This is a genomic window from Cellulomonas sp., assembly GCF_017744555.1.
Lineage (GTDB): Bacteria > Actinomycetota > Actinomycetes > Actinomycetales > Cellulomonadaceae > Cellulomonas.
On record NZ_JAGIBD010000009.1, the window covers coordinates 64,619 to 78,853 of the forward strand.

15 protein-coding genes are annotated in these 14,235 nt (G+C 75.0%); 2 read left to right on the forward strand and 13 right to left on the reverse strand.

The window, feature by feature from the left end; all coding sequences use genetic code 11:
- Positions 1–23: 23 nt before the first annotated feature.
- The 4 genes from J7523_RS08140 to hisC form a co-directional block, all read right to left on the reverse strand.
- Positions 24–1,622 (reverse strand): dihydrolipoamide acetyltransferase family protein, encoded by a 1,599-nt coding sequence (locus J7523_RS08140; RefSeq protein ID WP_291884690.1) that lies wholly within the window; start codon positions 1,620–1,622, stop codon positions 24–26.
- A gap of 99 nt (positions 1,623–1,721) precedes the next feature.
- Positions 1,722–2,756, reverse strand: coding sequence for an alpha-ketoacid dehydrogenase subunit beta (locus tag J7523_RS08145; protein WP_291884692.1), 1,035 nt, complete (start codon positions 2,754–2,756; stop codon positions 1,722–1,724).
- Positions 2,753–3,910: a pyruvate dehydrogenase (acetyl-transferring) E1 component subunit alpha gene (pdhA, locus tag J7523_RS08150; RefSeq protein WP_291884694.1), complete on the reverse strand. Its 1,158-nt coding sequence runs from the start codon at positions 3,908–3,910 to the stop codon at positions 2,753–2,755. Before pdhA ends, J7523_RS08145 begins: the two co-directional genes overlap by 4 nt.
- Before the next feature lie 268 nt (positions 3,911–4,178).
- The gene (gene hisC / locus J7523_RS08155; protein WP_291884696.1) at positions 4,179–5,246 is read right to left on the reverse strand and encodes a histidinol-phosphate transaminase; all 1,068 of its coding nucleotides are present in this window, start codon (positions 5,244–5,246) and stop codon (positions 4,179–4,181) included.
- 158 nt (positions 5,247–5,404) lie between these two features.
- On the opposite strand from hisC, the gene J7523_RS08160 reads away from it, so the two are divergent.
- Positions 5,405–5,785, forward strand: coding sequence for a phage holin family protein (locus tag J7523_RS08160; protein ID WP_291884698.1), 381 nt, complete (start codon positions 5,405–5,407; stop codon positions 5,783–5,785).
- A 61-nt stretch (positions 5,786–5,846) separates the two neighbouring features.
- On the opposite strand, the gene J7523_RS08165 is transcribed toward J7523_RS08160, so the two are convergent.
- From J7523_RS08165 to J7523_RS08200, 8 genes are all read right to left on the reverse strand, one after another.
- On the reverse strand, positions 5,847–7,376 hold the full coding sequence (locus tag J7523_RS08165; protein WP_291884700.1) for a hypothetical protein: 1,530 nt from the start codon (positions 7,374–7,376) through the stop codon (positions 5,847–5,849).
- Positions 7,373–7,618: a hypothetical protein gene (locus J7523_RS08170; protein WP_291884702.1), complete on the reverse strand. Its 246-nt coding sequence runs from the start codon at positions 7,616–7,618 to the stop codon at positions 7,373–7,375. Before J7523_RS08170 ends, J7523_RS08165 begins: the two co-directional genes overlap by 4 nt.
- A 90-nt stretch (positions 7,619–7,708) precedes the next feature.
- The gene (locus J7523_RS08175) at positions 7,709–7,885 is read right to left on the reverse strand and encodes a hypothetical protein (protein WP_291884704.1); all 177 of its coding nucleotides are present in this window, start codon (positions 7,883–7,885) and stop codon (positions 7,709–7,711) included.
- A complete protein-coding gene (locus J7523_RS08180; RefSeq protein WP_291884705.1) occupies positions 7,870–8,424 on the reverse strand; it encodes a hypothetical protein in 555 nt (184 codons plus the stop codon). The genes J7523_RS08175 and J7523_RS08180 overlap by 16 nt, the downstream gene beginning before the upstream one ends.
- Positions 8,421–9,710, reverse strand: a complete 1,290-nt coding sequence (locus tag J7523_RS08185) for a DUF58 domain-containing protein (protein ID WP_291884707.1) — start codon at positions 9,708–9,710, stop codon at positions 8,421–8,423. The genes J7523_RS08180 and J7523_RS08185 overlap by 4 nt, the downstream gene beginning before the upstream one ends.
- Entirely contained in the window at positions 9,707–10,699 is a 993-nt protein-coding gene (locus J7523_RS08190; RefSeq protein WP_291884710.1) for a MoxR family ATPase, read from the reverse strand. Before J7523_RS08190 ends, J7523_RS08185 begins: the two co-directional genes overlap by 4 nt.
- Entirely contained in the window at positions 10,696–11,190 is a 495-nt protein-coding gene (locus J7523_RS08195; protein ID WP_291884711.1) for a hypothetical protein, read from the reverse strand. The genes J7523_RS08190 and J7523_RS08195 overlap by 4 nt, the downstream gene beginning before the upstream one ends.
- Positions 11,187–11,906: a DUF4129 domain-containing protein gene (locus J7523_RS08200; protein ID WP_291884713.1), complete on the reverse strand. Its 720-nt coding sequence runs from the start codon at positions 11,904–11,906 to the stop codon at positions 11,187–11,189. The genes J7523_RS08195 and J7523_RS08200 overlap by 4 nt, the downstream gene beginning before the upstream one ends.
- Positions 11,907–12,025: 119 nt before the next feature.
- Here J7523_RS08200 and purB point away from each other — a divergent pair, with 119 nt between their 5' ends.
- The gene (gene purB, locus J7523_RS08205) at positions 12,026–13,501 is read left to right on the forward strand and encodes an adenylosuccinate lyase (protein ID WP_291884715.1); all 1,476 of its coding nucleotides are present in this window, start codon (positions 12,026–12,028) and stop codon (positions 13,499–13,501) included.
- 9 nt (positions 13,502–13,510) lie between these two features.
- Here the strand turns inward: purB and J7523_RS08210 are convergent, their stop codons facing one another.
- Positions 13,511–14,095 carry a hypothetical protein gene (locus J7523_RS08210; protein ID WP_291884716.1) on the reverse strand — a complete coding sequence of 195 codons (585 nt, stop codon included), beginning with the start codon at positions 14,093–14,095 and terminating at the stop codon, positions 13,511–13,513.
- Positions 14,096–14,235 lie beyond the last annotated feature (140 nt).

The following is a 14,235-nucleotide window of genomic DNA, read 5'->3' on the forward strand; positions in this document are numbered from 1 at the left end:
CGCCCGTGGGGGCGTCGAGGGCGTCAGCCCCAGACGAGACCCTGCGCCGGGTCCGCGAGCGTCGCCGCGACGTCCGCGAGCACCCGCGACCCGAGCTCGCCGTCCACGAGCCGGTGGTCGAAGCTCAGCGCGAGCTGCGTGACGTGCCGCGGCTTGACCTTGCCCTTGTGCACCCACGGCTGCAGCCGGATGGCCCCGAACGCGAGGATCCCGGCCTCGCCGGGGTTGAGGATCGGCGTGCCGGTGTCGATGCCGAACACGCCCACGTTGGTGATCGTGATGGTGCCGTCGGACATGTCGGCGGGGCTGGTGCGGCCGGCACGCGCGGTCGACGTGAGCTCGGCGATGCCCTTCGCGAGGTCGAGCAGCCCGAGGCGGTGCGCGTCCTTGACGTTCGGCACCACGAGCCCGCGGGGCGTCGCGGCGGCGATGCCGAGGTTCACGTAGTGCTTGTAGATGATCTCCTGCGCGCCCTCGTCCCAGCTGGCGTTGATCTCGGGGTGACGCCGGACCGCGAGGATCAGGGCCTTCGCGGCGATGAGCAGCGGCGTCACCCGGACGTCCGCGAACTCCCGGTCGGCGCGCAGCCGCTCGACGAGCTTCATGGTGCGCGTGACGTCGACCGTCTGGAACACGGTCACGTGCGGCGCCGTGAACGCGCTCGTCACCATCGCCTCGGCGGTCCGCTTGCGGACCGACTTCACGGGGACGCGCGTCTGGCGGCCGTCGACCGACACGGTGCCGCTCGCGAGCCACGGCGCGTCGTCGCCCGGGTACGTCGCGAGCGTGCGGGCCTCCGCCTGCGCCGCGCGCTCGAGCACGTCCTCACGCGTGACGATGCCGCCCGGGCCGGTGGGGTGTAGCGAGTCGAGGTCGACGCCGAGCTCGCGGGCGAGCTTGCGGACCGGCGGCTTGGCGAGCGCGTGGCGGGACGACGGCGGCGTCGCGGCCGTCGTGGGGGCCGCCTGCTCGGTGGCGCGCGGACGGCGACCCGCGCCGGTGTCCGCGAGGCCGTACCCCACGAGCACCGACTCCCGCGCGGGAGCGGCCGCGAGACCGGCCGCCGTCGAGACCGGCGCGGCCCCCGTGAGACCCGCGGCCTCGCGGGGGTCGGTCGGCCCGTGGCCCGCGAGGCCCGCGGCGACCTCCTGCTGCGGCGCGCGCTCGACGAGCCCGGCCGCGGCGCGGCCGCCCTCGTGGGCGGCGGGTGCCGTGGCGACGACAGGGGTCGGCGAGCTCGCACGGGCCGCCTCGATCTCGTCGGCACCCCCGGGCTCGACGCCCTGGTGCCGCCCGTTCCCGCGGTGCCCGTGCTCGATGGCCCCACCGTGCTCGGCCCGCACCACGTCGCCGCCGGCATCCGGCGCGGCGCCGGTCGGGTCCGTGTCGATCTCGATGATCGGGGTGCCGACGTCGACCGTCTGACCGGGCTCGACGAGGATCGCGCTCACGACACCGCTCCACGGGCACGGCAGGTCCACGAGCGACTTCGCGGTCTCGATCTCGACGATCGTCTGATTGACCTCGACGGTGTCGCCGACGGCCACGTGCCACGCGACGATCTCGGCCTCGGTCAGGCCCTCGCCGGCGTCCGGGAGCGGGAACTGCTGGTACGTCGGCACGGTGCGGTCTCCTCGGCCGTTCGGGGGCTGCGATCGATCATGCGGGAAGGGAGCCTGCGCCGCCTCGCCGGGGGTGGTGGCGAGGCGGCGCAGGAGCCGTCAGAACGCGAGTGCGCGGTCGACGGCGTCGAGGACCCGGTCGAGCCCGGGCAGGTAGTCGTGCTCGATCTTGGCGACCGGGTAGGGCGCGTGGAACCCGCCGACGCGCAGCACGGGGGCCTCGAGGTGGAAGAAGCACTCCTCGGTGATCCGGGCGGCGACCTCCGCACCCGTCCCGTACAGCACGGGTGCCTCGTGCACGACGACGCAGCGGCCGGTCCGCCTCACGGACTCGGCGACGGTCGCGGTGTCCAGCGGCGACAGCGCGCGCAGGTCGACGACCTCGATGCTCGTGCCCTCCTGGGCGGCGGTGTCGGCGGCCTTGAGCGCGGTCTGCACGGTCGGGCCGTACGCGACGAGCGTGACGTCGGTGCCCGCGCGGACGATGCGCGCCTTGTCGAGCAGCGGCCCGGACGGTGCCGCGTCGAGGTCGACGTCGCCCTTCTCCCAGTACCGGCCCTTCGGCTCGAAGAACAGCACGGGGTCGGGCGACGCGATGGCCTGCTGGATCATCGTGTACGCCTCGACGGGGCTCGACGGGCTGACGACCCGCAGGCCCGCGGTGTGCGCGAACAGCGCCTCGGGCGACTCGCTGTGGTGCTCGACGGCGCCGATGCCGCCGCCGAACGGCACGCGGATGACGACGGGCAGCGTGATGCGGCCCTTCGAGCGGTAGTGCATCTTGGCGAGCTGGGTCGTGATCTGGTCGAACGCCGGGAAGATGAACCCGTCGAACTGGATCTCGCACACCGACCGGTAGCCGCGCATCGCGAGTCCGATCGCCGTCCCGATGATCCCCGACTCGGCGAGCGGGGTGTCGACGACCCGGTGCGCTCCGAAGTCCTTCTGCAGCCCGTCGGTCACCCGGAACACGCCGCCGAGCTTGCCGATGTCCTCACCCATGAGCAGGACCTTGTCGTCCTGCTCGAGCGCGCGGCGCAGGCCCAGATTGATCGCCTTGGCGAACGTGAGGCGCTGGACGCCGCCGGGCGTCTCGGTCGTGCGCGGGGTCGCGACGTCGGTCGTGGTGCTCATCGGTGGCTCCCCTCGCCGGTGCGGGCGCCGTCGGCGAACGACGCCTCGTACTGCTCGAACCAGGCCCGCTCGCCCTCCACGACCGAGTGCGGCGTCGCGTAGACGTGCTCGAACATCGACGCGGGCGACGGGTGACCCATCCCCCGCACCGTCGTGCGGATCCGCTCGCCGAGCGCGTCCGCCTCGGCCGCGAGCTCCTCGACGAACGCCGTCGACAGCTCGCCGCGCGCCTCGAGATGGGTGCGCAGCCGGTCGATGGGGTCGCGCTGGCGCCACGACTCCTCCTCGGCCGACGAGCGGTACCGGGTCGGGTCGTCGGACGTGGTGTGCGCACCCATCCGGTACGTGAACGCCTCGATGAACGTCGGGCCGCCGCCGCTGCGTGCGCGCTCGAGCGCCTCGGCCGTGACGGCGTACGTCGCGAGCACGTCGTTGCCGTCGACCCGCACCGACGGCACCCCGAAGCCCGGCCCGCGGTCGGCGAGCGGCACGCGCGCCTGCGTCGTCGTCGGCTCCGAGATGGCCCACTGGTTGTTCTGGCAGAAGAAGACGACCGGCGCGTTGTTCACGGCCGCGAAGACGAGCGCCTCGCTGACGTCACCCTGCGACGTGGCGCCGTCGCCGAAGTAGACGACGACCGCGGTGTCGCGGTCCGGGTCGCCCGTGCCCACCGCGCCGTCGCGCTGGACGCCCATCGCGTACCCGGTGGCGTGCAGCGTGTGCGAGCCGATGACCAGCGTGTAGAGATGGAAGCCGTGACCCACCGGGTCCCAGCCGCCGTGGTCGACGCCGCGGAACAGCCGCAGCACCTCCGTGAGGTCGACGCCGCGCGTGTGCGCGACCCCGTGCTCGCGGTAGCTCGGGAACACGTGGTCCTGGGCGGCGAGCGCCCGGCCGGAGCCGATCTGCGCGGCCTCCTGGCCGAGGCCCTGCGCGAACAGGGCGAGCTCGCCCTGGCGCTGCAGGGCGGTCGCCTCGGTGTCGAACCGGCGGACCAGGACCATGTCGCGGTACAGGCCGCGCAGCGCGTCGGCGTCGAGGTGCGCGACGCGGGCGTCGTAGTCCGGGTGGGACGTGCGCGCGCCTGCGGGGGTGAGCAGCTGCACGAGTCCGTCGTCTGTCAGCGGGCCGGTGGTGTGGCCGGTGGTGCCCACGCGGGTCTCCTTCGCGTGCCGCGGCCGGGGCCGCTCCGGGGTGGTGCCGGTCGGTGGCTCGCTCCCCCGTTTCGTCGTCGACGGGGCCGGAAGGGCGAACCTACGTCAGCGTAGGCTACGCGACCGTAGGTTTCTGTGGAACCGGACGCACAATGCTCGACGAACCGGGTTGTCGGGTCCCTACAGGCTCACCCCGCGGGGCGCCGCAGGCACGCGCAGACCCGCTCGCACGCCGGCGAGGACGAGTCGTACGAGGCGTTGTCGCAGGTCAGCGCGGCGAGGAGTCCGCCGCGACCTCGAGCAGAAGGTCGGTGGCCTCGGGCTCCCCGACGCTGATCCGCACGCCGTCGCCGGCGAACGGACGCACCAGCACACCGGCCCGCGCGGACCGCTCCGCGAACGCCGACGACTGGTCGCCGAGCGCGAGCCACACGAAGTTGGCCTGGCTGTCCGGCACGGTCCAGCCCTGGGCGCGCAGCCCGTCGAGCAGCCGCGTCCGCTCCACGACCAGCTTGTCGACACGGGTCATGAGCTCGCGCTCCGCGCGCAGCGACGCGAGGGCGGCGAGCTGGGCGACGTGCGAGACCCCGAACGGGGTCGACGCCATGCGGATGCCCGTCGCGAGCCGGGGCCGTGCGACGGCGTACCCGACCCGCAGACCGGCGAGCCCGTACGCCTTCGAGAACGTGCGCAGCAGCACGACGTTCGCATGCTCCGCGAGCGCGGCGAGCCCGTCGGCGGCCTCCGGGTCGCGCACGAACTCGACGTACGCCTCGTCGAGCACGACCAGCACGTCCTTGGGCACGGACGCGAGCAGCTCGGCGAGCTCGTCGGCGTGCACCGCCGGGCCCGTGGGGTTGTTCGGCGTGCAGACGAGGATCACGCGGGTGCGCGGGGTCACGGCCGCCGCGAGCGCGGGCAGGTCGAGACGACCGTCGGCACCGACCGGCACCGGGACGCCGACCGCACCGGCGAGCGTGATCGCGATGGGGTACGCCTCGAACGACCGCCACGGCATGACGACCTCGTCGCCGCTCTCGCACACGGCCTGCAGCACGTGCCCGAGCACCGCGACGGACCCGCACCCCGTGACGACCTGCTCGGGGGCGACGAGCAGCGACGCCGCGATCGCCTCGGTGAGCTCGGTCGCGAACATGTCGGGGTAGCGGTTCACATCCACCGCGGCGTCCGCGACGGCCGCGACGACCGACGGCAGCGGCGGGTACGGGTTCTCGTTCGACGAGAGCTTGTACGCGGCGGCCCCGACCGGGACCCGGGCGCCGGGGACGTAGGGCGGGAGGTCGGCGAAGGCCCGGCGGAGGGGGACGCGGCTCACCGGGACAGCATGCCATCCCGCGGGCGCCGTCCTCGGCGTGCTCGACCGCCCGGGCAACGCCCGTCACCGTCCCCGCCGCCCAGGTTCGGGGCCCGCGACCTGCAGCGCGCCGGCGGCCACCCGCCCCGGTGCACGGGAGCCCGTGGCAGGATCGCGGCATGGCCTTCGTCCTGCGGGTGCTCATCAACGGCGTCGCGATCTGGCTCGCGACGCTCGTCCTGTCCGGGCTGGAGATCGTGGGCGGGGACTCGAACTGGGAGACGTTCGCGATCATCCTGCTGATCGCGCTCGTGTTCGGGCTCGTCAACGCGATCGTGAAGCCGATCGTGGCGTTCATCTCGATCCCGCTGTACATCCTGACTCTCGGCCTGTTCACGCTGGTCGTGAACGCGCTGATGCTGATGCTCACCGCGTGGATCACCGAGCAGACGTCGTGGGGCCTGCGGATCGACAACTTCGGCACGGCGGTGCTCGGAGCGCTGATCATCTCGGTCGTGAGCTTCGTGCTGTCGGTGCTGATCCCCGAGAGCCGGGACTGACCCTCCGCCGGTCTCACGACCGGCTGGCCCCCTGAGCAACGCGGCGGGCCACCGCCGAGTCTCATGGCGCGTCCGGGACGGGCGCCGGCCGGAGCATCGGCGGCCGGGGTAGACCCGTCGCCGGGTCGGTGCTCACGAGGTCTGGGGCGCGGGTGGCCTGGTACTGGAAGGTGGCCGACGTCGTGCCCGGCGGCCCGAGCACCTCGCCGAGCGCGTCGTCGAACCCGCGCAGCGCCGGGTTCCCGTCCATCGCCTGGTGCGCGCCGTCGACCGTCTCGACGTACGCGCTGATCGCGTGCGACTCGTCGGGCCTCGGCACCCCGCCGTCCGCGGTCGGCGCGAGGTCGCGACGAAGGATCACCGTGTCGCGCGTCGGACGGTCGGGCTCCCCGTCCGTCTGCGGGACGACGTCCTCGCCGTGCCGGACATGGAGCGTCGCGACGCCCGCCGGGACCCGCACGGGGATGTCCGGCGACCCGGCCGTGACGACCGCCCGCACGTCGAACAGCCCCACGCTCATCGCGGCGACCTTCATCGCGACCATGCCGCCCTGGCTGTGCCCGGCCAGCGCGACGGGTTCGTCGGGCGGGATGCCTGCCTGCCGCATGGCCTCGACGACGGCGGTCGACATGTCGTCGGGCAGGCCGGCCATGAGCCGCAGGTTGGTCGTGAGGTCGGTGGGTGCGGCGGCGTTGACGGACCATGTCTCGGTGCCCGGGATCTCGACCGCCCAGCTCCGGGTCCCGTCCGGGTGGTCGAGGCGCTGGATCGTGATGGCACCGTCCGGCGTCCCCGCGGCGCCGCCGTGCGGAGGGCTGTACGTGCTGCGGACGTTGCGCAGCAGGTCCGCGGCGTCTCGTGGGGTGGCGAGCCGTGGCGGGCGCCCCCGTGCCAGGACGACCGTCGGCCCGGCGGGCGGGAGGGCGCCCGCGACGGCCCGGGCGACGACCGGCACCCCGTCCCGCAGGGGCAGGCCGAGGTGGCCGGCGAGCGCGATCAGGTAGGCGGCGAGCGCGTCGACGGCGACCTCGGTGCGGCCGTCGGCGAGCAGCCTCCCGGGCGCGTCGGCGAGGTCGCGTTCGAGCGCCACCACGAGGGCGCCGGGGTCCCGCTCCCGGAGGGCCGTCAGGACGCCGTGCAGCACGGCTCCGTCGCGGAGCGCGGCGACCCCCGCGGTGACCAGCGCGGCGCTCGTCATGAACCCCGACCGGGCCGTGCTTGCCGCACCCGCTTCGGCGGCGGACCGGGCCAGTCGGTGCACCCACGACTCGGCGTGGTCGTACACGCCGACGACGCGCCGGAGCCGGCCGGCCAGGTCGCGCAGCTCGTCGGCGACGCGCTCGGGAGCGACCGGCCCGGTGCGCGCGGCCGCCAGGGCGTCCACGGCGAGGACCGCCTCCGCATGGTGCGCGATCAGCTGACCGACCGCGGCGCGTCGGGCGGCGTCGACCGCAGCGGACGCGTCGTCGAGCCGCCGCGCCGCGGACTCGAGCACGTCGACGGCGTGCGCGAGGTCGTCGAGGTCGGTGCGCGTCGCGCCGCGCCCACCCAGGACCTCGTACCCCGACCCCCATCCCGGGGCCAGCGTCACCAGCTCCACGCCCCTGCCCGAACGCCCGCTCCGACGGCCACGTCGAGCGCCGCGACGGACGGGACGGCGTGCTCGACAGCGGTGCGAACGGCGGTCACGTGAGCGAGGGCGTCGCCGAGCGCGGCCCGGTAGCGGTCGGCCGCGTCCGACACCCACGGCACCTGCTGCGCGTGGGCGAGCGCGCGGCGGGCGGCGTCGACGTCGTCGAGCGCGCGAGCGAGGTGGGGTCCGGTCCGATCCATGGCCGGGACGCTAGGGCGCCCGTCGACCGACGCGGGGGGACGCCGGAGGAACCGGTGCGGGGAGTGTTCCGACGAAGGGCTGTGGACGCGTCAGCGGTGCGCGCGCCCCGCGCCGACCGCCCCGCTCGAGGCCGCACCGACGCCGACACCGACGCCCGCACCGACGTCCACGCCGACACAGACGCCCGCACCGACGTCCACGCCGACGTCCACGCCCACGCCGACGACGACGACGAGCCTCGCGCGACGCCCTACCGTCGCTGCCACCACGCCTCGGCCGGCCGCGACCGCACCAACCCCGCCGCCAGCATCGCCCCGACGATCGCCACGACCCGCAGCACGTCGCCACCCGCCAGCGACGCCCCAGACACGAGCACCGCCCCCACGGTCAGCACCTGCGCCCCGGCCTGCAGCAGCGCCACGTCCCGCAGCATCGCACCGAGCACGGCCACCTCGACCCGACCGCGCGTCGACGTCCGGGCGGCCACGGCGGCGCACCACAGGACCAGGTGGACGAGCAGCACGAGCGCCATGAGCGCGAGCAGGGGCGGCGGCCCGACGATCAGCACCCGCAACCCGACGAGCCCGACGAGCAGGCCGGGCAGCACCGCTCGCGGCCGGGCGGCGGTGGCCACGACGAGCGCGCCGAACCCGCCGAGCACGACAGCGGGCGGCACCGCACCCACGGTCGTGAACGCGACGAGGACCAGCAGCCCGCCGAACACCCCCAGCGCCACACGCAGCCCGAGCCCGGACACGCAACGGCCGATGCGGACGTCGACCTCCGGTGCGACCGGGTGCCTCATCGGGACCCCGCCCCCGCCCGCCGCCGGGCGCCGCGCGCGAGCGTCGCCAGGGCGATCTCGGGTGCCTCCCGCCAGGTCACGACCTCGACGTCCCGGTCGGCCAGGTCGGCGAGCCGGTCCTCGCGGGCCAGCGCGATGAGCCGGACGGCGATGCGCTCGCGTTCGCCGAGGTGCCGCACGTGCAGGGTCGGCAGCACGTCGACCGCGAGCACCCGGTGGCCGAGGTGCCGCCACTGCGCGGCGGCCAGCGCGGCCTCGTCGTCCAGGAACGTCGAGAACACGCACACGAGCGCGCCGGACGGAAGCCGTGGCGCGCGCACCCGCAGAGCGGGCTCCCCCTGCGGCCGGGTGACCGCGAGCGCGTGCCGGATCCGGTCGAGCTGCCGTCGCCCGCCGCCGGGCGGGAGGGGCCGTCGGCGGGTGCCGAGGTCGTCGAGCCCGACGCGGTCGCCCTGGCCGAGGTACGCCTCGGCGACCGACGCCGCCGCTCCCCGGGCGAGGTCGAGCGACGTCGGGTCCTGCGCGCGCGGCGGGACCGGGCCGCGCCATGTGAGGGGGTCGGGGCCGACGTCGTCGCGCGAGTCCAGCACGAGCACCACGACGGCCTCCGCGAGCGCGTGCTCCCGGCGCACGTAGAGCTCGGTGAGGTCGGGCGAGCGTCGGGCGGTGACCCGCCAGTCCACACGGCGCAGCCGGTCGCCGGGCGTGAACGGGTGCACGTCGCGCAGCCCGCCGCCCTCGCCGGGACGGCGGGACTCGTGGGCACCGGTGAGCCCGCGCAGCCGGGGCGGCAGCGGGAGCGCGCCGAGCGCCCGCCGGCCGGGCAGCACCACCGTCTCGCGCGTCGAGGGCGGGGTCGGGACGGAGACGCTCGCGGCGCCGGCGCCGATGCCCTGCGCGTCGACGGTGGCGACCTCCTGCAGGCCCGTCCGCACGGTCCGCACCACGAGCGGCAGCCGGCGGGTGCCCCGGACCGCGACGAGCACCTCCGCGAGCTCGCGACCGCCGCGGCGCAGCCCCACGAGCACCCCGGGGACGCCGTCGGGCGCGGCCACCTCGACGACCGACTCGATCCGTCCCGGCTGGGGCACGCCCTCGGACGCGGTGAGCCGCACGGACACGCCGGCCACTGGCCGACGACGCCAGTCCCACACCCCTGCGACGAGCGGCGCGGCGCCCAGCACCGCGACGTCGGCACGTCCGGTCAGGGCGCCGCCGGCGAGCAGCAGCGCGCCGACGGCCACCGAACCGGCCGCCGCCCGCGTCCTGGGCCAGCGAGCGCTCACACCGTGTCCCCGACGGGTGCTTGCCGCGTCGTCGTCGGCCCCGCGACCCGCCGCAGCATGTCGGCGACGAGCCGCTGCGGTGCGAGCCCCGCCGCCCACGCCTGCGGCGTGAGGGACAGCCGGTGCGCGAGCGCGGGCACCGCGACGGCCTTGACGTCCTCGGGCGTGACGAAGTCGCGGCCGTGCAGCACCGCGAGGGCACGCGCGACGAGCACGAGCGCCTGCGACCCGCGCGGCGACGCACCGATCTCGACCGCCTCCTCGGCCCGCGTGGCGGCGGCGAGGTCGACGCAGTACCGCAGGATGTCGTCGTCGACGTCGACGGCCTCGACCCCGGCCTGCATGCGCAGCAGCGTCGCGGCGTCCACGACTGTCCGGACGGTCGCGACCTCCTGCCGCCGGGCGAGCCGCCGCGACAGCACGTCGACCTCCGCGGCCGGCTCGGGGTAGCCGACGGCGAGCCGCACCATGAACCGGTCGAGCTGCGCCTCGGGCAGCGGGTACGTGCCTTCGTACTCCACGGGGTTCGAGGTGGCGACCACGTGGAACGGGTCGAGCAGCGGGTACGTGCGCCCGTCGACGGTGACCTGCCGCTCGGCCATCGCCTCGAGCAGCGCGGACTGGGTCTTCGGGGCGGTGCGGTTGATCTCGTCGGCGAGCAACAGCCCCGCGAACACCGGCCCGGGGCGGAACTGGAACTGCGTGGTCGCCGGGTCGAACACGCTCGACCCGGTGATGTCCGACGGCAGCAGGTCCGGCGTGCACTGGACCCGCCGGAACTCGAGCCCGAGCGCGGTGGCGAGCGACCGCGCGGCGAGCGTCTTGCCCAGGCCCGGGACGTCCTCGAACAGCACGTGCCCGCCCGCGAGCACCGCCGCGAGCGCCGTCTCGAGCGGCTCGCGCATCCCCACGACCACCGTCGCGACCTCGTCGAGCACGGCCCGGCCGTGCGCGGCGACCTCGGCGACGGACAGCGGGGTGACGGTCATGGGGTGCTCCCGGGGGTCGTGGTGCGGCGGGTGCCGAGTGCTTCGAGGACGTCGAGGGTGTGCCTGACGTCCGGCAGCGAGGGCAGGGGCGACGAGAAGCGGGTGAGCGTGGCGAACGCACGCGACCCGACGAGCTCCCGGACGGCGTCGTCGTCCTCGGGGACCCCCAGGCGCAGGCCGTGCCGGGCCAGCCGGGCCGTCGCGACGACCCGCAGCCGACGCAGCACCCACTCGCCGACCCGCTTGTCGCGGCCGACCATCGTCCACGCGAGGTCCTGCACGTCACCCCGGACGCCGTGCAGGCGCGGCTGCGGCGGACGCGCCCACCGGGGCTCGGGCTCGGCGTCGATGCGCAGCAGGACGACGACGAGCGCGGCACCCGCGAGCCCGACGAGCACCGGCGACCAGGAACGCAGTCCGCCGAACCACGTCCCCCCGGCGAGCAGCGCGAACGCGGCGAGCGGCTGCCAGCGGCGCTCCCACCAGCTCATCGGTGCGCCCCCTCGCGCCGGTCGGCCAGGCCGTTCGCGATCGTCGCGAGGCTGGTGCGGGCACGCGCCACGTCGTCGGCGGTCAGCGGGTGCCGGCTGTACCGGGCGGCCAGGTAGAGGTCGAGCAGCGTGCGGGTGGCGGCCGGGTCGGCGCTCGTCGCGTCGAGCACGTCGACCGTGAACTCCGTGGCCGTCTCCGCCCGGTCACGGACCAGCCCGCCCGACGCCGCCGCGTGCTCGAGCGCGACCCACGCCGCGATCACCGCGTCGCCCGGCGGCTGCTCGTCGTCGAGCTCCTGCGTGGCCCGGCGCACGCCGTGCTGCATCGCGGGCACCCAGCGGTCGTCCACGTCGTCGGACGCCACGGACGGCGGGGACTCGTCCGTGGCGAGGGGGGCGAGGTGCGCCCGCAGGAGCTGGGTGAGCCACCGGACGAGCACGAGCAGCAGCACGACGACGACCAGCGTGCCCAGCACGAGCACCACGAACGTGACCCACGGCGACGCGGTCGCCTCGCCGGACGGCGTCGGGGCGTGCGTGACGAGCGGGCCGGGCGTCCGTCGTGCCTCCGCGACGAGCGGGTCGTCCGGGCCGGGCGGGCCGGTGCTCCGGACGTCCAGCGACCACGGTCCGGCCGCAGCCGACGCCAGCACGGTGAGGACGACGAGCGCGCCCACACCGGGGACGGCGGCCGGCATGCGGCGGGGCTGCGCCACAGGGGCTCCTCGGCGGACGGTCGGACCCGTCGGGTCCGCGTCCAGCCAGGCTACTGACGCACCGCTCCCACCGTGGACCGGCGCCGCAGCGTCGGGAGGGGCGATGGGATGATGGGCGCATGGCCTCCCCCGACGTGACCGCCCCTGTTGCTGCGCCCGACGCCGCGCCCGCCCGCGTCCGTCTCGCCGAGGCCACCCCGCCGATCGCGCTCGGCCCGCTCGACGGCCGGTACCGCGCCGCGGTCGCCCCGCTCGTCGACCACCTGTCGGAGGCGGCCCTCAACCGCGAGCGCGTGCACGTCGAGGTCGAGTGGCTCATCCACCTCACGTCGCACTCCGTGGTGCCGGGCGCCCCGACGCTGAGCCCCGCCGAGCAGCAGTACCTGCGCGACGTCGTCGCGACGTTCGGGCCCGACGAGGTCGCCGAGCTCGCCGAGATCGAGCGCGTGACGGTGCACGACGTGAAGGCCGTCGAGTACTTCCTCAAGAAGCGGCTCGCCGACGCCCCCGCCGTGCTCGGCGAGACGGTGCTCCCCGACGTGAGCGAGCTCGTGCACTTCGCGTGCACCAGCGAGGACATCAACAACCTGTCGTACGCGCTCATGGTCCGCGGCGCGGTGCAGGACGTCTGGCTGCCGGCCGCGTCGGCGCTGGTCGACGAGGTCGCCGCGATGGCCGTCGAGCACGCGCGCGTCCCGCTCCTCGCGCTCACGCACGGCCAGCCCGCGACGCCGACCACGCTCGGCAAGGAGCTCGCGGTCCTCGCGCACCGGCTGCGCCGTCAGCTGCGCCGCATCGCGTCCGACGAGTACCTCGGCAAGATCAACGGCGCGACCGGCACCTACGGCGCGCACGTCGTCGCGGTGCCGGGTGCCGACTGGCCGGTGGTGAGCCGCACGTTCGTCGAGCACCTCGGCCTCACGTGGAACCCGCTCACCACGCAGATCGAGTCGCACGACTGGCAGGCCGAGCTGTACGCCGACGTCGCGCGCTTCAACCGGGTGCTGCACAACCTCGCGACCGACGTCTGGACGTACATCTCGCGCGGCGTCTTCATCCAGGTGCCGGTGGCCGGTGCGACGGGCTCGTCGACCATGCCGCACAAGGTCAACCCGATCCGGTTCGAGAACGCCGAGGCCAACCTCGAGCTCTCGTGCGCGCTGCTCGACACGCTCGCCGCGACGCTCGTCACGAGCCGCCTGCAGCGCGACCTCACCGACTCGACCACGCAGCGCAACATCGGGCCCGCGTTCGGCCACTCGCTGCTCGCGATCGACAACGTGCGCCGCGGGCTGCGGGCGCTCAACGTCGACTCGGCCCTGCTGGCGCGTGAGCTCGACGAGAACTGGGAGGTGCTCGGGGAGCCGGTGCAGTCGGCTATGCGGGCCGCTTCGGTCGCCGGGGTGACCGGGATGGAGAACCCCTACGAGCGGCTCAAGGAGCTCACCCGGGGGCGGCGACTGACGGCCGAGGACATGCGCGTGTTCATCGCCGGGCTCGGGCTGCCCGACGACGTGGCGGCGCGGCTGTCCGCGCTGACGCCCGGCTCGTACACGGGTCTCGCGGCGGAGCTGGTGGAGTTCCTGGAGCGCTGAGGCGTCGGCTCAGGGGAGAGCGAGGCCGCGCACCGTCGCGAAGAACTCCACGGCCTCCCGCTGTTCCGCCGAGCGTGCCCGCTCCTCCTCGAGGATCTGCATCGCGCGGCTCCGGGCACCGTCGAGGCCGAACTCGGCGGCGAGCCCCAGGAGTGCGTCGGCCAGGTCGATCCGGTCCTCGGTCCGCCCTCCCGACGGCGCGATTCGCCCGTCGAGCAACCCCGCGACGTAGGCCGTCGGGTCATGACGCAGGTCGACGAAGGGCACGGTGTACCGCTCGAAGTCGTCAGCGAAACGCTCGACCTCCGACGTGACGCGGGTGTCGTAGTACCCGCGCGGCTCGGCGTCGGGCGGCTGCTCGACCTGGCGAACCAGGAACGCGTGTGACGTCAGGCCTCCTCGCTCCCAGGCCGCACCGGGACCGCCCACGAGCAAGACGAGGTTGACCAGGTGCCTTTCGCCCGGCGGACTCTCGACCATGACCTGAACGGGTGCAGACGACGTCACGTCGTAGGCGCCGGACCGCACGACCGTGAAGCCGTGCGCCGCGAGGGCGTCCTTGCAGCCAGCGAGAGCCGACGCGTAGGAGATCATCGGACCTTCCGGTAGGACCATGGGCCGTTCGCGCCGGGACGATACACCCACAGCTCGCCCTTGCGGCCGGTGATGCGCTCGTATCTGGCGAGTTGCCTCTCGCCCGTCGGACTCCGCGGCAGTTCTCGGGCTTCAGCTCG